We start from the raw sequence: 20,632 nt of genomic DNA, 5'->3' as shown, positions 1-20,632 counted from the left end.
GCCACGGTCCGATCCCGGGGGCCAGCGGTCAGCGCAGCTTCTCCAGCATCTGGTAGTACCACATGCCCGCCGCCAGCATCGGGTTGCCGAGCTGATCGCCCAGCGGCACCTTGATGTGCTTGCAAGCGGCGAAGGTGTCGAACTGCTCCAGGTCGCCGGTAATCGCCTTGGCCATGATCTCGCCCATGATATGGGTGGTGGCCACGCCATGGCCGGAGTAGCCCTGGCAGTACCAGACGTTGGACGAGAGCTTGCCCAGTTGCGGGATGCGGTTCATCACGATGCCCATGGCGCAGCTCCACTGGAAGTCGATCTGCACGCCCTTGAGCTGCGGGAAGGTCCTCTCGATGCACGGACGCAGCTCGCCGGCGATGTCGCGTGAATCGCGGCCGGAGTAGTTGGCGCCGCCGCCGAACAGCAGGCGGCCATCGCCGGTGAGACGGTAGTAGTCGAGCACGAAGCGGCAGTCGTAGACCGCCAGGTCCTGCGGGTTGATCTCTTGCGCCAACTCGCCCAGCGGCGCGGTGGTGACGATGCCGCCCATGGCCGGGAAGATCATGCCCTTGAGCTTGCGCCGCTCCAGCTTGTGGTAGACGTCACCGGCCAGCAGCACCTGCTTGGCCTCGATCCGCCCGCCTGTGGTGACCACCGCCGGACGCGGGCCGTGGACGATATCCAGCACCTCGGAATGCTCGAAGATCAGCGCGCCCAGGCTCTCGGCTGCCCTGGCTTCGCCGAGGCACAGGTTGAGCGGATGCAGGTGCATGTTGCGGGTGTTCTTCAGTGCGCCGCAGTACAGCTCGCTGCCCAGTTGCGCACGCACACCGGCGGCATCGAGCAGGGAGACATCGGCCGCCATGCCACGGCGCAGCGCTTCATCGTAGGTCGCCTTGAGCTCGTCCATATGACTGGCTTTCATCGCCGTGTGCAGATGGCCGTGCTTGAGGTCGCAGGCGATGCCGTACCTGGCCACGCGATTCTTGATGATCTCGTGGCCGCGCCAGCGCAGGTGCCAGATGAAATCGTCCACCTCCTCGCCCAGGGTATTGCGCATCTGCTTGCGCATGGCCTCGTCGCCGGACAGGCTGCCGGTGACCTGGCCGCCGTTGCGCCCACTGGCGCCCCAGCCGATCTTGTGGGTTTCCACCACGGCCACCTTGAGGCCGCGCTCGGCCAGCTCCACCGCCGTGGCGATGCCGGTGAAGCCGCCGCCGATGATGGTCACATCGACGGTCACGCTGCCCTGCAGCGTCGGGTAATCGCTCTCGAAGTTGAGCGAGGCCGCGTAGTAGGACGGCGCGCGCTCGACGGCGGGTTTGACGGGTTGCTTGATCGTATTCATTGCATGTCCTTGGGGTGCGTTTGCACCGATAAATCTATTGTCGCGGCTAAAGCCCCTCCCACGAACGGGAGGTATGGGTGCCCTGTGGGAGGGGCTTCAGCCGCGACTTCTGCAAATCAGGGCCATCAGGCGTTGCTCAGGTACCAACGCCAATCCTGCTCGCCGACCTCGCCCATGAACTGGCGATACTCGGCGCGCTTGACCGCAAGAAAGACCTTGAGGAAGTCGCCACCCAAGGCTTCGCGCGCCCAGTCGGAGTCTTCCAGCGCCTGGATCGCCGCCGACCACTGGGTCGGCAGATATTCCGTGGCCTGGGCGTAGCCGTTGCCTTCGATTGGCGCACCGGGGTCGAGCTCTTCGCGAATGCCCCGGTGAATCCCGGCGAGAATCGCCGCCGCGGCGAGATAGGGGTTGGCGTCGGCGCCGCAGATGCGGTGTTCGACGTGGCGGGTATTGGCCGGGCCGCCGGGTACGCGCAGGCTGACGGTGCGGTTATCCACACCCCAGGTCGGCGCCAGCGGCGCGTAGCTGTTGGCCTGGAAGCGCCGGTAGGAATTGGCGTTGGGGCAGAACAGCAGCAGCGAGTCGAGCAGGCTGGCGAGCATGCCGCCCACTGCTTGGCGCAGCAGCGGCGTGCCTGCAGGATCTTCGCTGGCGAACAGGTTGTTGCCCTGCGCATCGGCCAGGCTGACGTGCATATGCATACCGGTACCGGCCAGGTGATCGAACGGCTTGGCCATGAAGCAGGCCTGCATGCCATGGGCATGGGCCACGCCCTTGACCAGGCGCTTGTAGCGCACCGCCTGATCCATCGCCGCCAGCGCCGGGCCGTGCTCCAGGGTGATTTCCACCTGGCCGGGGGCGTATTCGGAAATCGCCGTGCGCGCGGGAATGCCCTGCGCCTTGCAGGCGGCATAGAGATCGCGCAGGAACGGCTCGATCTGCTCCAGCTCGCGCAGGCCATAGACCTGGGTCTGCCGTGGGCGGCCACCGTCGGCGTCCAGCGCCGGCTGCGGGCGACCCTCAGCATCGCGCTTCTGGTCGAGCAGGTAGAACTCCAGCTCGCAGGCCATTACCGGGTGGTAGCCGTCGGCTTCAAGCTGCTCGATCACCCGCACCAGCAACTGCCGTGGATCGGCCGGGGTGGCCGGCAGACCTTCGCTGGGATGCATGGACACCTGCACGGCGGCGGTCGGAATCTGCCGCCAGGGCAGGCGTACCAGGCTGCCGGGCAACGGGTAGGCGCGGCAGTCGATATCGCCCACCTCCCACACCAGGCCGGTGTCCTCGACATCCTCACCCTGGATGGACAGGCCAAGCATGGTGCTCGGCAGCGGCCGGCCACTCTGGTACAGCGCCAGCAGCTCTTCGCGGTGCAACAGCTTGCCGCGTGGTACGCCATTGGCGTCGAGGATGAACAGCTCGATCAGTTCGATATCGGGGTTATCGCTCAGGAAGTTCTGAGCTTCCTGCACGGGGGCGAAACTCGTCATATTGCGCTCGCTTGCGCCAACGGGGCGCTCGGTGTCCGCACGGCCCGTTCGCTTCTCGAACGGGTTGCACAGGCAGACGAAGTGATAGCAGCGGCTGCGGGCATGGCACAGCCATCGGTATTCAGCGGGCGGGGACGACGTCCGGCGGGCGCGCGTGGCGGCAGTGCCACAAGGCCCAGAAGGCGAGAATGATGGTCAGCAGCGGGTTGAGCCGCTGCAACGGACGCCTGCGCGCCGGGGCGCGGTAGAGCGGAACATGGACTTGGCAGGCCAGGGAGATCATGGCTTGGCAGCGTCGCACAGGGTTTGACGTGCGTTAAATCGGGTTTTTCATACGCTTGGTTATGCGCTAGCTAAACAATCGTGCCGATTCAAACCACGCCGAGCGGCAGGAGGCCGTGGCGTACCGCCGCTCAAACCGCGCCACCCACGCAGTGACGGCGCGCACGGTGGCCCTATGGCTCCGGCTTGTAGCCCAGGCGCAAGCCGCCCCAATGCTTGCCCTGCACCATGATCGGCACCGACAGGTCGTGCATCAGCTCACCAGTATCGCGCATGTAGGTCTGCAGCAGCAGCGCCTGCGTGTGGCTGCCGCAACGGATGCCGGTTCGGTCATTGAACAGGCGCTTGCCACGGCTGCGGGTGGCGTCTGCCGCCGGGTCACCGCTGGGCGGATGGTTGAAGGCGGCGTTATGGGTCGGCACGTAGCCTTCCGGCGTGGTGGAAATGGCGAAGACCAACCCCTCATGGCGCTTGAGCAAGGGTTCCTGCAAGGCCGGCAGCACCTGGTCGGCATACTGGTCGAAGCGCGTGCGGTACTTCTGCGGGTGGGTGCCGGCAATCGGCTGGTAGTGGCGGTCGAACAGATCGTCGAGGCTGATGCGACCGGCCTGCAGATCGTCTTCGAATTGCGCCGCGATGGCCGCTGCGCCTTCGCGGGCCAGGTCATAGGCACGCTGGTGGTAGTCATCCAGGCCCACTTCGGCGAGCTGCTCGCTGACGGTCTCGGCCTGGCCGACCAGTTGCTCGGCAGCATCGGCCAGTTGCCGCGTCTGCCCTTCGCTGCCCTGCACATCGTCCTGCAATTGCAAGGCAGCCGCCGACAGGCTGGCCAGGCGCTGGTGGTTGTCTGCCGTACCGGCGCTGATCTGCGCCACCTGTTGCTCGACTTCCTCGGCCTGCTCGGCGATGCCGTGCAGGCCACTACCGGCCGTCTCGACCTGGCGCGCCGCCTGCTCCAGCTCGACGCTCTGGCGCTGGATATGGGCGACCACTGCCGTGCTCTGCTGGCGGATGTCGGCGATCATCTGGCTGACTTCCTCGGTGGCGCTGGCGGTGCGTGCAGCGAGGTTGCGCACCTCGTCAGCGACCACTGCGAACCCCCGGCCCATCTCACCGGCGCGGGCTGCCTCGATGGCCGCGTTGAGCGCCAGCAGGTTGGTCTGGCTGGCGATGGACTGAATCACCTGGGTGACCTGTTCGATCTGTTCGGTACGGCTGCCGAGCCCGTCGATCAGCTCACGGCTGGCCAGGGTCTGGGCGCTGAGCTGCTGCATGCGCTCGATGGCCTGGTTGAGCTCGGCCTGGCCATCGGCGCTGGCGGCCCGCACATGCTGCGCAGCGGCCAGGGTGTGCTCGGCGCGGGTGGCGCTGTCCTGCTCGGTATGGGTAATGGCTTCGGCCGCCTGGCTGACCTGCTGCACCGCCGCCAGTTGCGACTGCAGGCGCTCGGCCAGGTGCTTGACGGCATGGGCCACCTTGGCGGCCGACAGCGCGTTGTGGCAGGTGTGTCGCGACAGCCCACGGCTGAGCTCGACGAAGTCGCCGCCCAGGCTCTGCTGGGCAGCGTGCTCCGGCTCGTCGCGGCGCTGCCACGGCCCGAGCCAGGGCCATAAGGCCAGCAACAGGAAGGACACCACGCTGACATAGACCGGCAGTTGCACCTGCTGGTAGACCAGCATCAGCGCGGCCAGCCCCAGGGCGTGAAGAAGACAGGCAACGGGGGAACGGACAAAGGCAGCTTGCATGACCGACCTCAGAGTTCTTGTTCTGGTGCGCGGCGAGGCGCTGTAGGCGGACGGGGTCACGGCGGGTTCTCTCCTTGAATATCCCACGCAACCTGGGCAGCAGGCTACGTGTACGACAGGCCCGACGAAAAATCAGCGTATGCAGAACGGGCACCATGACCGGGATTCGAGCAGCTTGGAAGCGCCAGCACCATAAAACTTTGGTAGCACACTGCCACGAATTTAGACGGTCAACCTTTGGCAGGCCGAGCGCAAACAGGCCTCCAGCGCAGTCTTTGCCAGGGACCCAGCCACTGTATCGACGCCTAATCGGGTGGCATTAGCAAACCGTTGCAAAACCACGCTGGCTTTGGCCTCAACGGCAGGCTAGCCGGCCATGCGATGGCGTTTGACGAAGCGCCGGTCCAGCCAATCCTTGCAATGCCCGTAAAGTTGACCACCAGCACTCCAGTCGTGCCAACCGAGCAAGGCGCCGCCATCGCCAGTGGCCAACAGCGCCAGACTCTGCCACTGCGCCCGGTAATGTTGCAGTGGCCGCTCATGCAACGCGGCATACAGATTGGCGGCAAGCACGGGCGCCTGGCGTACGGCGAAGCGCCCACTGCGACGCATGCCATCGAGGCTGGCGCAATCGCCAACCGCGAAGATCTGCGCATGGGACTCGCACTGCAGGGTCGGGCGGATGGCGACGAAACCGGCGGTGTCCTTGGCCAGCTCACTGGCCGTCAGCCAGAGCCAGGGCCGTGCGCCGCTGGCCAGCAGCAGGCGCCGCCCGCGCCAGACCGGCTCGTCGCCGCTGAGCAACCAGTCATCCTCGATGCGCCCGATCGGACAATACTCGCGCACCTGCACGCCGCGCTGGCGCAGGTGCCCCAGCGCACGCAGCCGCAGCCCCGGCGCCAGCCCGTCGAGCAAGGAGCCGCCGCAGAATAGCGCCAGCGCCGGCACCTTGTCGGCCAGCGCCAGAGACAGCTCCACACCGCCGGCGCCACCGCCGAGAATCGCCATGCGCCGCGGCTCGGCCTGCCACTGCTGCCAGCCTTCGAGCAGCCGCTCGATGGGGCGAGCCGCCAGTACCTGCATGCCATCTCCCTGCTGCGGTGGAATGGCCATACCAGCCCCCACGTTGAGCGACAACCACTCACCCTGCAGCTGGCGGCCGTCGCCCAAGTTCAGGATGCGCGCATCGGCATCGAGCGAGGCGATCTCGCCTTCGATCAGGTCGACCTTGGCCGCCCGGCACAGCGGCTGCAGTTCAACCCGGCAGTCCGCCGCACTGAAACGGCCGCTGATCAGCCCGGGCAGCATGCCGGCGTACCAGGCTTCCGGGCCAGGACTGAGCAAGGCGATACGCCCCGGCGGACGCTCCACCAGTGCCCAGCGGCGCAGCACACCAAGGTGGGCATGGCCGGCCCCGGCCAGGATCAGGTCGTACTGGGTCATGCGTTCTTGAATCCGTCGCGGTATTGGCTCGGCGTCTGGCCGGTCCAGCGTTTGAAGGCTCGGCCGAAGCTGCTGCTATCGCTGAAGCCGAGTAGATAGGCAATTTCACTGATCGAGCAGCGCGGGTCGCGCATGTGCCGGAGCGCCAGGGCGTGGCGCGTATCACCCAACAGTTGCTCGTAACTGCTGCCCTCCTCGGCAAGGTGGCGCTGCAAGCTGCGCAGGCTCAGGTGCAGGGCCTGGGCGATGCGCTCGGCGGACGGCTCGCCATCCGGCAACTGCGCCTCCAGGCAAGCGCGCACCCGTTCGCTGCAACTGGCGGCCTGCAGTTGCTGGAGGTTGCGCCTGAGCACCGCCTCGTTGTGTTCGGCAAGCTCCGGGTTGCCATCGTCCAGGCGTTGCTCGAAGGCGGCGCGGGGGAAACGCAGCAGGCTCTCCTCGGCATCGAACTGCACAGGCGCGCGAAATACCGCCTGCCACGGCGCCGGGTCGGCTGGCCGAGGTCGTTGCAGCCGCACCAGCAATGGCGAGAAGTCGCGGCTCAGACGATTCCGGCAACTGCGCACGTAGATCGCGGCGAAGGCATCCAGCGCTTCAGGTGCGGGCGCCGGACTGCCTGGCGGTACACGAAAACGAAATTCGTAGACCTCCTCCAGCGCGCACAGCTCCAGCTGCAGCGCATCACTGACCACGCGGTGATAGCGCACGATGCGCTCGAACATCTCGCGCAGGCTACTGCTGGCAACCAGTGCATAGCCCAGGGCATGGAAGGTGGTCGGGCTGACGAACTGTGAGGTCTTCAACCCCAGCGCGGGGTCACCACTGGCGGCCACTGCCAACTGCCACAGGCGTGTGGTCAACGACAGCGGGCAGCGCGCATTGGGGTCGTCGAGCGCTGCCGGATCGAGCCCCGCCTGGCGACACAGCTCTGCGCTGTCCAGGCCAAGCGCATCGAGCTGCTTGCGCAGGGCGCGGGTCCAGCTGGCCAGGGTTGAGGGTTCGGCGGTCATGCAGATTGGCGTATCCGGTAGGCAGGTTGGCGTGCACGGTCGGGCGCTCTGACGACCGTCACGGCACAGTGAAGTCACAACCCGATAACAAGAGGATGTCGGCATGTCGCCCTCTCCCGCAAGCCTTAATGACCAGCAACGCGCCGCTTATATCCGTGAACAGGTGATGGCCCATGGCAACACCCTGCGTCAGCGCTATCCGATCCTGCAGCATCAGGACGCGTTGGGTGCCGGTATTCTGGCCTTCGCCCTGCTCGGCATGTTCGCTTCGGCGGCGCTGTATATCGGCGATTACCTACCCTGGTGGGCGTGCCTGCTGCTCAATGCGTTCTTCGCCTCGCTGACTCATGAGCTGGAGCACGACCTGATCCACTCGATGTATTTCCGCAAGCGAGCGCTGCCGCACAACCTGATGATGGCGCTGGTCTGGCTGGCGCGGCCCAGCACCATCAACCCCTGGGTACGCCGCCATCTGCACCTGAACCACCACAAGGTGTCCGGCAGCGAAGCGGATACGGAGGAGCGCGCCATCACCAACGGTGAACCCTGGGGCATCGCGCGCCTGCTGATGGTGGGTGACAACATGATGAGCTCGTTCATCCGCTGGCTGCGCGCGAAGACCCCGCAACACCGCAGGCTGATCCTCACCCGCACGCTAAAGGTCTACGCGCCGCTGGGCCTGCTCAACTGGGCGACCTGGTACCTGTTTCTCGGCTTCCATCTGCTGGACTGGGCCAGTGCCGCGCTCGGCGCTCCCATCACCTGGTCGGCCGGCACCCTGAAGGTGATGGCCGTGGTGAACGTTGCCGTGGTGGTGCTGGTAGGTCCCAACGTGCTGCGCACCTTCTGCCTGCACTTCGTCAGCTCCAACATGCACTACTACGGAGACGTCGAGCCGGGCAACGTGATCCAGCAGACCCAGGTGCTCAATCCTTGGTGGCTGTGGCCGCTGCAAGCCTTCTGCTTCAACTTCGGCAGCAGCCACGCGATCCACCATTTCGTGGTCAAGGAGCCCTTCTACATTCGCCAACTGACGGTGCCCTTCGCCCACCGGGTGATGCGCGAGATGGGGGTGCGCTTCAACGACTTCGGCACCTTCGCCCGCGCCAATCGCTGGACGCGCCAGCAAAAATCCAGAGAGGGGCGCACGCAGACCGCCTGAGCATTGCCCGAGCGCGGCGCAGCGGTGCGCCGCCGTCTCGGCCAAGCAGTCATTCGTCGCGCCATCCTGGCAGATGAGACTCGCAACGCAATCATCCCGCCAGCAGTCGGCTAGAATCCTCAAGCGCCCGAGCGCTCCCCACAAGGGGACGCGTCCACCGGACTTCGGCGCCCTCGTAGTAGCCATGAGGCGCTCTGGATGCTCCACCCGTTTCGCTCACTGCTATTTCTGCTGTGCCTGGCCTGCGCCCTACCGGCCTGGGCAGCTGGCGCGCTGCCTCTGCTAAAGCTCGGTGCAGCCGACCTGGCCGAGCCAGTGAGTATCGAGCGCAGCCTGGTGCTGGAAGACCCCAGCGGCCAACTGACGGCCAGCGAGGTGCTGCAACGCATCCGCGAGCAAGGCCATGAGGTGCAGGGCACCGCACGCATCGGCTACACGCGCAGCGCCTGGTGGCTGGCCGTGCAGTTGCAAACGCCTCCGGCCGAACGCCTGCAACTGATCATCGGCCAGACCTTCCTCGACGACCTGGAAATCTGGCTGTTCGACGGTGACACCCCGCTCGCCCCCCTGTACAGCGGGGCCACTCGTCCATTCGCCGAGCGCGGCGAGCCCTACCCGCAGTTTCTCCTCAACCTACCGCGCCTGGGCCAAGGCCCGCACAGCCTGCTGCTGCGTGTGCAGAGCCATTCGGCGATCAACCTGCCGCTGCAGGTGGTCGGTGCCGCACAGGGTCAGCAACTGATCGCCCACAGCTGGCTGCAGAGCGGCCTGTTGATTGGCGCGCTACTGGCCCTGGCGCTGTTCTATCTGGTCAAGTACAGCACCCTGCGTGAAGCGCAGCTGGCCTACTTCAGCCTCACCTCATTGTGCGTGGCGCTCTACAACGCCAGCCTGTACAACCTGGCCGGGCTGCTCTGGCCGCAGTGGCCGCTGCTGCCCAAGTTGCTGATCAATCTGCCCACCGCCGGGATGATGATCTTCAGTTCGTTGTTCATCGCCAGCGCCCTGGGCCTGCGCCTGGGGCGCCTGCGCTGGCTGCGCGACGCCTTGTTCGCGGCCACCTTGCTGGTCAGCCTTGGCGGCGTCTTCGTCGATCACCCTCAGGCCTACCAGATCCTCAATCTTCTGACGCTGGCCACCGGGCTGTATCAGCTGCTGCTGATGATCCTCGGCGTCTATCAGCGGCGCCCTTATGCACCTGGCTACCTGCTGTGCTGGAGCGCCGCGCTGGTGCTGATGCTGCTGGTGCCGCTGAGCCGCGCCGGGCTGATCCCGCTGCCCGGCGGATTCTATGCGCTGTACGCCTACTTGCCGGCCATGAGCATGCTGCTGTTCGGCGCCCTGCTCGACAAACAGCTGGAGCGGGTGCGCCGTGTGCTGCTGAGCAGCCAGGAACAGGCCATCGACAATCTGGAGCAGTACCAGGCGCTGTTCCGTCACAGCGGCGAAGGCATCTTCCGCTGCCATCGCGACGGCCGCCTGAGTGAGGCCAACCCGAGCCTGGCGCGCCTGCTCGGTAGCGAGACCCTGCCGGACGACCTCAGCAAACTGTCCCTGCAAAGCCTGGTGGGGGAAACCCAATGGCGCTGGCTGCTGTTGCAGCTCGACGTGCAGACCGGCGCAGTCAGCTGCGAGTGCCAGCTGTACGACCTCGAACAGCGGCCCCGCTGGGTTTACCTGTCACTGCACCTGCGCCCGCATCAGGAGTTCATCGAAGGCATCGTGGTCGACCTCAGCGAGCGCCGCGCGCTGGAAGAACGCCTGCAACAGCTGGCCGCCCACGACGCCCTGACCGGCCTGCTGAACCGTCGCGAGCTGGAAAGACTGCTTTCGGAAACCCTCAACGGCACAGCCAAGCGGCGCTTCAGCCACTTGCTGCTGCTGGGGCTGGATCGCTTCAAGCAGGTCAACGACCTGTTCGGCCACTCAGCAGGTGACCAGTTGCTGAAGCAGCTGGCCAGCCAACTGCTGCATCAGCTTGCCCGTCATGCCGAGCTGGCCCGCGTCGGCGGCGATGAATTCGCCATTCTCCTGCGCGAAGTCGATGACGAAGCCGCGCTGAGCCAGGCCGAGCAACTGCGCCGCGCCGTCGAGCAGTTCGTCTTCACCTGGCAGGGACGGCCGTTTCGCCTGCACGCCAGTATCGGCATGCTGGCGCTCAGCTCCGGCGTCAGCGACTGGGAAACCGCGCTGAACTGGGCCAGCAGCGCCAGCCAGCTGGCCAAGCATCAAGGCCGCAACCGCGTGCAGCAGTTCAACCCGGCCGACGGTGCGCTGCTCGAACATCAGCGCCAACTGCAATGGATCACCCGCCTGCGCGAAGCCACCGAGCGCGGTCATTTCGAGCTGTTCTTCCAGCCGGTCCAGGCACTGCAAAGCACCACCAGCGGCCTGCATTACGAAGTACTGCTGCGTTATCGCGATCCGCAGAGCGGCGAGTGGATCAGCCCGGCGCAGTTTCTCGATGCGGCGGCGCGCTACGACTTTCTCGGCGCCATCGACCGCTGGGTGATCCAGCACCTGTGCGCCTGGCTGGCCGCCAACCCGCGGCACCTGGCGCAGCTGGCCCAGGTCAACGTCAACCTCAGCGCCAGCTCGCTGCTCGACTGCAACTTCCATCGCCTGCTGCAGGACGAACTGCAGCGCTACGGCCTGCCGCCCGGCAAGCTGTGTATCGAAGTGACCGAAATGGTGGCCCTGGGCGAGCTGGGCGTCTCCGCCCAGTGGATCGAGACGCTGCGCAGCAAGGGGCTGAAGGTCGCACTGGATGACTTCGGCAGCGGCTTCGCGTCCTACGCCTACCTGCGCCACCTGCCGCTGGACATTCTCAAGATCGACGGCAGTTTCATCAGCGGCATCGAGCACGACCCGATCAACCAGGCCATGGTCGGCTCGATGCGCCAGATCGCCGGGCAACTGGGACTGCTCACCGTTGCCGAATTCGTCGAGACCCAGGCCAGCCTGGACTGCCTGCGCCGCCTCGGTATCGACTACGCCCAGGGCTACTTCGTCGGCCGTCCGCAACCCTTGCGGCAGTTGGCCGACGACGCCCGTCGCCACGGCACTCAGGAAGCCTGATAGAGCTCCGCTGGCAGGCGTTCGAGCAGCGCCGGATGCAGACGCAGCATGCGTACGCAGCGTGCCTCGACCAGGCTCGTCGGCGCTTCGCGGGCCGGCAGCGCCAGCAGCAGACCGCTGAGGTTGAGCACCAGTGCCTCGCGTGAGAAAACACCGCTGCCCAGGCCGTAGAACGCTGCGATCAGCTCGCGCAGACCGAATGGCAGACGCCAGCGAATGCGCAAGGCCGAACCGAAGCTCGCCGCCCTGCGCTGCAGGGTCTGCTCGATCTGCTCGTTGCTCAGCTCACCGCCGGCTTCCAGCCAATCCTGCAGGCTGCGCAGCAGCGCCAGCTCCCCCAGGTTGTGCAGCAGGCCGGCGGTGTAGCACAGCTCGGCATCCAGCTTCAGCTCCAACGCCAGCCAGCGCGCCAGGTCGGCACTGCGCCGCGCCTGTTGCCAGGCGTGGCTAGCCAGCTCGGCCAGGCGCGGATCACGCAGCTGTGCGTTGCGCTGCACCGCCAGGCCCAGCACCAGGTTCAGCGTGCGCGCCACACCCAGGCGATGCAGCGCCTGAGTCAGGGTATGGCAGGGCGCGCCCTGATGCTGCGCAGCGCTACTGGCCGCAGCGATCAGCAACGCGGTGATCTGCGGGTCGCTACCGAACACCGCCTCCAGCTCGCCCAGGTCCTGTTCGCCGGACTGCAGCCCCTGACTGACCGCATTGCGCACATCGCTGAGCAGCGGCGCGCCCTGCCCCTCTTCACGCAAGGTATCGAGAAAGTCGCGCAGCTCGTTCACCAGCAGCGGCTGGCGCACCACCATCGCTGACGCAGGCGAAGGCAACAGGGCCTGCAAGCGCTGACGCAGGCTTTCGGCATTGAAGGGTTTGGCCAGGTAAGCACTCGGCGCCAGTGGTCGCGCAGCGCGCACACTGCTGGCATCCAGGCGACCACTGATGAGCACGAACGGCAGTGCCGGCGTACGCGGGTGACGGCGCAGCTGACGCAGCAGCTCCAGACCATCGAGCCCAGGCAACTCGCCATCGGCAATCACCAGATCAGGTAGGCGGCGCTTGCAGCGCGCCAGTGCCGCCTGGCCATCGCTGACCTGCAACACGCGAGCATCGCCGCGCACATCGAGCACCAGCTGCTGCAACAGGTTGGAGGTCCAGGGGTCAGCCTCGGCGATCAGAACTTCCACACAATGAGCTGAAGCAGTCATGCGAGCCTCTGGGCAAATGACGAACGGAGAGTGCCCGAACTGCATGTGCCCAAATCCACCAAAAAGCTGATGGATGAGTCAGGTCCACGGCAACGCCGCAGTCTAAACCGGGGGCTTTTGTGACGTAAGTAACAGAAGGTCGAGTTGCCCATGAAACAACCGCGACCAATGGTCGCGCCGCCCAGCACACGCGAGAACAGCAGAAACGCAGGCAACAAAAAAGCCCGCCATAAAGGCGGGCTTCTTCGACAGGTAGCCGATCAATTACTTGATCTTGGCTTCCTTGTACATCACGTGCTTGCGTACGACCGGATCGAATTTCTTGATTTCGATCTTGTCGGGGGTGGTGCGCTTGTTCTTGTCGGTGGTGTAGAAGTGGCCGGTACCGGCGCTGGACACCAAACGGATCAGTTCACGCATGACTCTCTCCTTAAACCTTTTCGCCGCGAGCGCGCAGCTCAGCCAGCACTACGTCGATGCCACGCTTGTCGATGACACGCATGCCCTTGGCAGATACGCGCAGACGCACGAAGCGCTTCTCGGACTCGACCCAGAAGCGATGGTGCTGCAGGTTCGGCAGGAAACGACGACGGGTTTTGTTGTTTGCGTGGGAAATGTTGTTCCCGGTTACCGGACCCTTACCGGTAACTTGACAGACTCTCGACATGCCTCAGCCCTCTAAAACCACATGCCCAACCCGGCATGGGTTGGCCGCTTAAACTCAATGTCATTGGCGCTCAGCGCCGCGTTTCTCGAGGGTCTTACCGGGCGCACTGGATAGCGCAAGAACCGGGCCCCTAGAAAAGAGCGCTGCTTTATACCAGAAAGCCCAGGGAGCAACAAGGAAAACTGCAGGATAAAACACAAGCCCGGGCTAGCAGACCGGCCAGGGACCGGCCCCTGGGGGCCTGATCAAGATTCGACCGCTCGTCGCCTCGCCCAGGTATTCAGCGCCCGACAAATCGACTAGGGTTGCAAGCTTGCCGTCAACGCCAGGAATGAGGAATCAACCATGCGCCTGTTGCTCGCCACTCTGCTGTGCACCCCGATTCTAGCTCAGGCCGCCACCCTCAGCGTTTGCACCGAAGCCAGTCCGGAGGGTTTCGACGTGGTGCAGTACAACTCGCTGACCACCACCAACGCCTCGGCCGACATGCTGATGAATCGCCTGGTGGAGTTCGACGCCGAGCAGGGCAAGCTGCTGCCGAGCCTGGCAAGCAGCTGGTCGATCTCCGCAGACGGCCTGACCTACGACTTCAGCCTGCGCGACGACGTGCAATTTCACCACAGCGCAGACTTCACGCCCAGCCGTAACCTGGACGCCCAGGACGTGCTGTTCAGCTTCCAGCGCATGCTCGATCCGCAGCACCCCTGGCATGCAGTCGCCACCAGCGGTTATCCACACGCCCAGTCGATGCAGTGGCCGAGCCTGATCGCCAAGGTCGAGGCGCCGGATGCGCACAGCGTGCGCATCACCCTGAACCGACGCGACGCCACCTTCCTTGCCACCCTGAGCATGGGGTTCGCATCGATCTACTCGGCCGAATATGCCGACCAGCTGATGGCCGCCGGCACCCCGCAGAAACTCAACAGCGCGCCGGTGGGCAGCGGCCCGTTCGTCTTCGAGCGCTTCCAGAAAGACGCGGTGGTGCGCTACCGCGCCAACCCGGAGTACTTCGCCGGCAAACCGGGTGTGGACCGGGTGATCTTCGCCATCACCCCGGACAGCAACGTGCGCCTGCAGAAGCTGCGCCGCGGCGAATGCCAGATCGCCCTGTCGCCGAAACCGCAGGACGTACAGGCCATCGCCGACGACGCCAAGCTGAAAAGCGCGCAGACCGCCGCCTTCATGACCGCCTTCGTCGGCATCAACAGCCAGCATGCGCCGCTCGACAAGCCGCAGGTGCGCCAGGCGATCAACCTGGCGTTCGACAAGGCCAGCTACGTCAAGGCCGTGTTCGAAGGCAGCGCCGAGCCGGCCAACGGCCCCTACCCGCCGAACACCTGGAGCTATGCCAGCGAACTGCCCGGCTACGCCCATGAGCCGGAAAAGGCCCGCGCCCTGCTGGCCGAAGCGGGCCTGAAGGACGGCTTCAAGACCACCATCTGGACGCGCCCGAGCGGCAGCCTGCTCAACCCCAACCCCAGTCTCGGCGCGCAGTTGCTACAAGCTGACCTGGCCAAGATCGGCATCGACGCCGAGATCCGCGTGATCGAATGGGGAGAGCTGATCCGCCGCGCCAAGGCCGGCGAGCATGACCTGCTGTTCATGGGCTGGGCCGGCGACAACGGCGACCCGGACAACTTCCTCACCCCGCAATTCGCCTGCGCCTCGGTGCAATCGGGCCTCAATTTCGCGCGCTACTGCGACGAAACGCTGGACAAGCTGATAGCGGACGGCAAGGCCAGCAGCGACCAGGCCGAGCGCAGCCGCCTCTATCATCAGGCGCAGAAGATCATTCAGGAGCAGGCGCTGTGGGTGCCGCTGGCCCACCCCACCGCCTTCGCCCTGCTCAGCGAGAAGGTCGAGGGCTACAAGGTCAGCCCCTTCGGCCGGCAGAATTTCGCCTCGGTGCAGATCGCACCATAAGGCGCCATCGTGGCGGACTAAAGCCCAGCCTACAGATGGCAGACTACGACACGCAGGGCGGGGGCAACCCGCCGCATCGATAACGGCGGGTACACCCGCCCTGCGCCTGTCCCAGCTACATCCAGCCCAGCTCGGCCATCGATAGCGGCTCGCCATCGCCGACGATGAAATGATCGAGCACGCGCACCTCGACCAATGCCAGCGCGTCCTTGAGCCGCTGGGTCAGCACGCGGTCGGCCTGGCTGGGCTCCGACACGCCAGATGGGTGGTTATGGGTGAGGATGACGGCCGCGGCATTGTTGCCCAGCGCTCGCTTGACCACCTGCCTGGGATAGACGCTGGCGCTGTCGATACTGCCGCGAAACAGCACCTCGAAGGCCAGCACGCGGTGCTTGGCGTCGAGAAACAGACAGCCGAACACCTCATGCGGCTCGTGACGCAGCTGCGCCTTGAGGTAATCACGCACCGCCTGCGGGCTCTCCAGCGCGGAATCGCGGCGCAGGCGCTCGGCCAGGTGACGCCGCGACATTTCCAGCACCGCCTGCAACTGCGCATATTTGGCCGGGCCCAGGCCGAGGTGCTGGCTGAAGCCGGCCAGATCGGCTTCGAGCAGGGCCCTCAGGCTGCCGAACTCGCTCAGCAGATAGCGCGCCAGGTCCACCGCACTCTTGCCGGTCACCCCGGTACGCAGAAAGATCGCCAGCAGCTCGGCGTCGGTCAGCGACGCGGCGCCCTGCTCCAGCAATTTCTCCCGCGGACGCTCTGCCGCGGGCCAATCACGAATGCTCATGTACACCTCCTTGTGCGGCGCCTCTAAAAACTACCTGCGTTGTCATCCCCAGGTTTTTCAGAGGTGCCTAGTCGAGCCAGGCGCCCACTGTTCCGCTGCGGGCGCTGTGCTATCGTAGCCCATCTTTTTACACGGGGCCGGCCTGGGGAGGCGTTGGTCACGTGGCGCACATCCACCGGTATATAAAAGGCAGGCCTATGCAGCGGCTGTATCGCAAACGCATCATTGTCGGCGTAGGGGGCGGTATTGCTGCCTACAAGAGCGCCGAACTGGTTCGCCGACTCAAGGATCAAGGCGCCGAAGTCCGCGTGGTAATGACCCAGGGCGGACGCGAGTTCATCACCCCGCTGACCCTGCAGGCCCTCTCCGGGCACCCCGTGCATCTAGATCTGCTCGACCCGGCCGCCGAAGCGGCGATGGGCCATATCGAGCTGGCGCGCTGGGCCGACCTGATCCTGATCGCCCCGGCCACCGCCGACCTGATCGCGCGACTGGCCCAGGGCGTGGCCAACGACCTGCTGACCACTCTGGTCCTGGCCACCGACGCCCCCGTCGCACTGGCGCCGGCAATGAACCAGGCCATGTGGCGCGACGACGCCACCCAGGCCAATCTCGATCTGCTGCAACAGCGCGGTATGCGCCTGTTCGGCCCGGCGTCCGGTAGTCAGGCCTGCGGCGACGTCGGCCTCGGCCGCATGCTCGAACCCAACGACCTGGCCCTGCTGGCAGCCGACTGCTTCCAGCGCCAGGCGCTCGATGGCCTGCACATCCTCATCACCGCCGGGCCGACACAGGAAAACATCGACCCGGTGCGTTACATCACCAACCACAGCTCCGGCAAGATGGGCTTCGCCCTGGCCGAGGCCGCAGCCGAGGCTGGCGCGCGCGTGACGCTGGTCAGCGGCCCGGTGCACCTGCCGACGCCGGACCGGGTCAGCCGCATCGACGTGGTCAGTGCACGTGACATGCTCGCCGCTTGCGAAGCCGCGATGCCCTGCGACGTGCTGATCGCCGCCGCAGCGGTGGCCGACTATCGCCCGGAAGTGGTCGCGCAGCACAAATTGAAGAAAGACCCCACCAGCGGCGAGGGTATGCTCCTGCAAATGGTGCGCAACCCGGATATTCTCGCCACCATCGCCGGCCGTGAGGATCGCCCGTTCAGCGTGGGCTTCGCCGCCGAAACCGAGAACCTGCTGGAATACGCCTCGCGCAAACTGCGCGACAAGAATCTCGACCTGATCGTCGCCAATGATGTGGCCAACCCCAGCATCGGCTTCAATAGTGAAGAGAACGCCATCACCGTGATCGACCGTGGGTTGCAGCCAACCAGCTTCGCCCAGACCAGCAAGGGCAAGATCGCCCGCCAGTTGATCACCCTTATCGCCGAACGACTGAACAAGAACTGACCATGCACGCTCTGCAAGCCAAGATCCTCGACCCCCGCCTCGGCCAACAATTCCCGCTGCCGCAGTACGCCACGCCCGGCTCCGCCGGCCTCGACCTGCGCGCCATGCTCAAGGAGGAGATCGTCCTCGAGCCGGGCCAGACCGTGCTGATTCCCACCGGCCTGTCGATCTACATCGGCGACCCCGGCCTGGCGGCGATGATCCTGCCGCGCTCGGGACTCGGCCACAAACACGGCATCGTCCTCGGCAACCTGGTCGGCCTGATCGATTCGGACTACCAGGGCGAGCTGATGGTGTCGTGCTGGAACCGTGGCCAGACGCCGTTCACCATCGCCATCGGCGAGCGTATCGCGCAGCTGGTGCTGGTACCCGTGGTGCAGGCGCATTTCGAATTGGTCGAACAGTTCGACGAGACCCAACGTGGCGCAGGTGGCTTTGGCCACTCCGGTAGCCACTGACTCATCCCACCGTAGGACGACCCGCCGAGGAGCACCGACGTGAAACTCTTCAAGCGTAGCGCCAAGGAAGCCGACACTGCCGCCAGCCCGGCGCCGAGCAAGTCCAGGAGCAAGGCCGCCCAACTCTCGCTGGGCCCGCTCCTGCCTGGCCTGCTGGCCGCACTGCTCGGCGTCGGCGCAGGGGGCGCACTGCTGTGGTTCGCCGATAGCAGCGGCAGCCAGGCGCGCCAGGCCGAACTGACCCAGGCCATCGGCAGCAACCAGGCCGCTGCAGTGCAACAGGCACTCAAGCAACTGCAGGCCGACAGCCTCGCGGCGGCGCGCAACCCGGAACTGCTGCAGGCACTGCAAAGCGGCGACAACCTGCAGGTCAGCGAAGCGGAACGGCGCCTGGGCTATTGGGATGGCGTGATCGATGCCCACCTCAATCGCCGTGGCGAAGCCGTCCAGAACACCTCGCGCGCCGCGCCGATGAACTTCGCCGGTCTGGATATGCTGCGCCGCGCCGAAAGCGGTCAGCAGCCGGCTGTCGAAGCCTATCGCGTCGGCAAACGCTGGTTGGCCTACAACGCCGTGGTGCTGCGCACCAGCGACAGCCAACCGCCCCAGGGCACGCTCATGCTGGCGTTCGACCTGCAACGCCTGCTCGCAGCCCTGCCGGCGCTTCCTGCCGAGTACGGCCAGGTGCAGCTGGTGCAGCAGTTCGCCAACACTCCGGCACAAATCCTGCTGCAACGCGGCCAACCAGGCGAGGGGACTACGCAGACCTTCACCACCGGCAACCCCTACTGGAAGCTCAGCTTCACCCCGGGTCCCGGCCTGACAGGGGGCGGCCTTCCGCTACCGCTGCTCGGCCTTGCGGCATTGCTGGCGCTCGGCGGCGCCCTGATCGGCCTGATTCTGGTGCAGGGTGCCCTGCAACGGCGCGTCAATGGCGATGCCCAGCAGCTTGGGCAGATGCTCAAAGAACTCTCTGCCGGTAAGAACGTCAAAGCCTTCAGCCTCAGCGTCCCGGCGCTCGATGTCCTGGCCCAGAGCCTGGCAAGACTGCCGCGTCGTAGCAGCCCTGAAGGCAGTAGTACCCCCGTTAAAGGAACAGCAGCGGCCCCCGCCGCTCAGCCGGCCGCCAAACCGGCCGAGCTGGTCGACCCGCTGTTTCAGGACACCGATATCCTCGATATCGACATTCTCGATGAAGACCAGGATCTCCTGGGACTGGAGCAGAGCCCCGCAATGAGCAAAAGCCAAAGCGCCCCGAAACTTCCCGCCGACATCTTCCGCGCCTACGACATTCGTGGCGTGGTCGGTGACACCCTGACCGCCGAATACGCCTACTGGATTGGCCGCGCCATCGGTTCGCAAAGCCTGGCCCAGGGCGAACCCAAGGTCATCGTCGGCCGTGACGGTCGCCTGTCCGGCCCGGAACTGCTGCAACAGCTTGTGCAAGGCCTGCTCGACTGCGGCTGCGAAGTCACCGATATCGGCATGGTGCCAACCCCGGTGGTGTACTTCGCCGCCAACGTGCTGGAAGGCCGCTCGGCCGTGATGCTCACCGGCAGCCACAACCCGCCGGACTACAACGGTTTCAAGATCATCATCGCTGGCGACACCCTGGCCAACGAGCAGATCCTCGCGCTGAAGAGCCGCCTGGACAACAACGACCTGGCCAGCGGCGTCGGCAGCGTGCAGCAGGTCGACGTGCTGCCGCAGTACTTCAAGACCATCCGCGACGACATCGCCCTGGCCAAGCCGCTCAAGGTGGTGGTGGACTGCGGCAACGGCGCCGCCGGCGTGATCGCCCCGCAACTGATCGAAGCCCTGGGCTGCAGCGTGATTCCGCTGTTCTGCGAAGTGGATGGCACCTTCCCCAACCACCACCCGGATCCGGGCAAGCCGGAGAACCTGGTCGACCTGATCGCCCGCGTCAAATCCGAGAACGCCGACCTGGGCCTGGCCTTCGACGGCGACGGCGACCGCGTCGGCGTGGTGACCAACACCGGCAACATCGTCTATCCGGATCGCCTGCTGATGCTGTTCGCCAAGGACGTGGTCTCGCGCAACCCTGGCGCCGACATCATCTTCGACGTCAAATGCACCCGTCGCCTGACCCCGCTGATCAGCGGCTACGGCGGTCGCCCGGTGATGTGGAAGACCGGCCACTCGCTGATCAAGAAGAAGATGAAGGAAACCGGCGCCCTGCTGGCCGGCGAAATGAGCGGCCACATTTTCTTCAAGGAGCGCTGGTACGGTTTCGACGACGGTATCTACAGCGCGGCCCGTCTGCTGGAAATCCTCAGCCTCGAAAAGCGCAACGCCGAGCAGGTGTTCAGCGCCTTCCCCAACGACATTTCCACGCCGGAAATCAACATCAAGGTCACCGAGCAGACCAAGTTCGGCATGATCGAACGCCTGCAGCGTGAAGGCCAGTGGGGCGAGGCGAACATCACCAGCATCGACGGTGTACGCGTCGACTATCCCAAGGGCTGGGGCCTGATCCGCGCCTCCAACACCACACCGGTGCTGGTGCTGCGCTTCGAAGCCGAAACCCAGGAAGAGCTGGAGCGCATCCAGGACGTGTTCCGCGCGCAACTGCTCAAGGTCGCCCCCGACCTGCAACTGCCCTTTTGACCT

15 protein-coding genes are annotated in these 20,632 nt (G+C 65.6%); 6 read left to right on the top strand and 9 right to left on the bottom strand.

The genetic code is table 11. The features are described from left to right. Positions 1 to 28: 28 nt before the first annotated feature. From PCLY_RS05795 to PCLY_RS05775, 5 genes are all read right to left on the bottom strand, one after another. Positions 29 to 1,342, bottom strand: coding sequence for an NAD(P)/FAD-dependent oxidoreductase (locus PCLY_RS05795; protein ID WP_061238335.1), 1,314 nt, complete (start codon positions 1,340 to 1,342; stop codon positions 29 to 31). A gap of 125 nt (positions 1,343 to 1,467) precedes the next feature. After that, positions 1,468 to 2,835 carry a glutamine synthetase family protein gene (locus tag PCLY_RS05790; RefSeq protein WP_061238334.1) on the bottom strand — a complete coding sequence of 456 codons (1,368 nt, stop codon included), beginning with the start codon at positions 2,833 to 2,835 and terminating at the stop codon, positions 1,468 to 1,470. Positions 2,836 to 3,290: 455 nt separating this feature from the next. Continuing rightward, a complete protein-coding gene (locus PCLY_RS05785; RefSeq protein WP_061238333.1) occupies positions 3,291 to 4,862 on the bottom strand; it encodes a methyl-accepting chemotaxis protein in 1,572 nt (523 codons plus the stop codon). Positions 4,863 to 5,228: 366 nt separating this feature from the next. Beyond that, positions 5,229 to 6,305 (bottom strand): FAD-dependent oxidoreductase, encoded by a 1,077-nt coding sequence (locus PCLY_RS05780; RefSeq protein WP_061238332.1) that lies wholly within the window; start codon positions 6,303 to 6,305, stop codon positions 5,229 to 5,231. Further along, entirely contained in the window at positions 6,302 to 7,315 is a 1,014-nt protein-coding gene (locus PCLY_RS05775; protein WP_061238331.1) for an AraC family transcriptional regulator, read from the bottom strand. Before PCLY_RS05775 ends, PCLY_RS05780 begins: the two co-directional genes overlap by 4 nt. 103 nt (positions 7,316 to 7,418) lie before the next feature. Between PCLY_RS05775 and PCLY_RS05770 the strand changes: the two genes are divergently transcribed. Both PCLY_RS05770 and PCLY_RS05765 read left to right on the top strand, forming a co-directional pair. After that, positions 7,419 to 8,477 carry a fatty acid desaturase gene (locus PCLY_RS05770; protein WP_061238330.1) on the top strand — a complete coding sequence of 353 codons (1,059 nt, stop codon included), beginning with the start codon at positions 7,419 to 7,421 and terminating at the stop codon, positions 8,475 to 8,477. 198 nt (positions 8,478 to 8,675) lie between these two features. Beyond that, positions 8,676 to 11,555: an EAL domain-containing protein gene (locus tag PCLY_RS05765; protein ID WP_061238329.1), complete on the top strand. Its 2,880-nt coding sequence runs from the start codon at positions 8,676 to 8,678 to the stop codon at positions 11,553 to 11,555. Here the strand turns inward: PCLY_RS05765 and PCLY_RS05760 are convergent. The 3 genes from PCLY_RS05760 to rpmB all read right to left on the bottom strand — a co-directional run bounded on the left by PCLY_RS05760 (position 11,543) and on the right by rpmB (position 13,424). After that, positions 11,543 to 12,757, bottom strand: coding sequence for an HDOD domain-containing protein (locus tag PCLY_RS05760; protein WP_061238328.1), 1,215 nt, complete (start codon positions 12,755 to 12,757; stop codon positions 11,543 to 11,545). The two genes, PCLY_RS05765 and PCLY_RS05760, sit on opposite strands and share 13 nt — an antisense overlap. A gap of 264 nt (positions 12,758 to 13,021) precedes the next feature. Continuing rightward, positions 13,022 to 13,177: a 50S ribosomal protein L33 gene (rpmG, locus tag PCLY_RS05755; protein ID WP_003464575.1), complete on the bottom strand. Its 156-nt coding sequence runs from the start codon at positions 13,175 to 13,177 to the stop codon at positions 13,022 to 13,024. Positions 13,178 to 13,187: 10 nt separating this feature from the next. Further along, positions 13,188 to 13,424, bottom strand: coding sequence for a 50S ribosomal protein L28 (gene rpmB / locus PCLY_RS05750; protein ID WP_003242523.1), 237 nt, complete (start codon positions 13,422 to 13,424; stop codon positions 13,188 to 13,190). 345 nt (positions 13,425 to 13,769) lie between these two features. Here rpmB and PCLY_RS05745 point away from each other — a divergent pair, with 345 nt between their 5' ends. Then, the gene (locus tag PCLY_RS05745; RefSeq protein WP_061238327.1) at positions 13,770 to 15,347 is read left to right on the top strand and encodes an ABC transporter substrate-binding protein; all 1,578 of its coding nucleotides are present in this window, start codon (positions 13,770 to 13,772) and stop codon (positions 15,345 to 15,347) included. A 115-nt stretch (positions 15,348 to 15,462) separates the two neighbouring features. On the opposite strand, the gene radC is transcribed toward PCLY_RS05745, so the two are convergent. After that, positions 15,463 to 16,137 (bottom strand): RadC family protein, encoded by a 675-nt coding sequence (gene radC / locus PCLY_RS05740; protein ID WP_061238326.1) that lies wholly within the window; start codon positions 16,135 to 16,137, stop codon positions 15,463 to 15,465. A 197-nt stretch (positions 16,138 to 16,334) separates the two neighbouring features. Here radC and coaBC point away from each other — a divergent pair, with 197 nt between their 5' ends. The 3 genes from coaBC (at position 16,335) to algC (ending at position 20,629) form a co-directional block, all read left to right on the top strand. Further along, positions 16,335 to 17,543 carry a bifunctional phosphopantothenoylcysteine decarboxylase/phosphopantothenate--cysteine ligase CoaBC gene (gene coaBC, locus PCLY_RS05735; protein ID WP_061238325.1) on the top strand — a complete coding sequence of 403 codons (1,209 nt, stop codon included), beginning with the start codon at positions 16,335 to 16,337 and terminating at the stop codon, positions 17,541 to 17,543. A gap of 2 nt (positions 17,544 to 17,545) precedes the next feature. Beyond that, on the top strand, positions 17,546 to 18,001 hold the full coding sequence (gene dut, locus PCLY_RS05730) for a dUTP diphosphatase (RefSeq protein ID WP_061238324.1): 456 nt from the start codon (positions 17,546 to 17,548) through the stop codon (positions 17,999 to 18,001). A gap of 1,233 nt (positions 18,002 to 19,234) precedes the next feature. Beyond that, positions 19,235 to 20,629 (top strand): phosphomannomutase/phosphoglucomutase, encoded by a 1,395-nt coding sequence (gene algC / locus PCLY_RS25005; RefSeq protein WP_197432149.1) that lies wholly within the window; start codon positions 19,235 to 19,237, stop codon positions 20,627 to 20,629. Positions 20,630 to 20,632: the final 3 nt, after the last annotated feature.

It is taken from the genome of Ectopseudomonas composti (assembly GCF_001567565.1).
In the GTDB taxonomy this organism is placed as follows: domain Bacteria; phylum Pseudomonadota; class Gammaproteobacteria; order Pseudomonadales; family Pseudomonadaceae; genus Aquipseudomonas; species Aquipseudomonas composti_A.
Note: the sequence above shows the minus strand (reverse complement) of the source record. Positions and strands in the feature narration are given on the sequence as shown.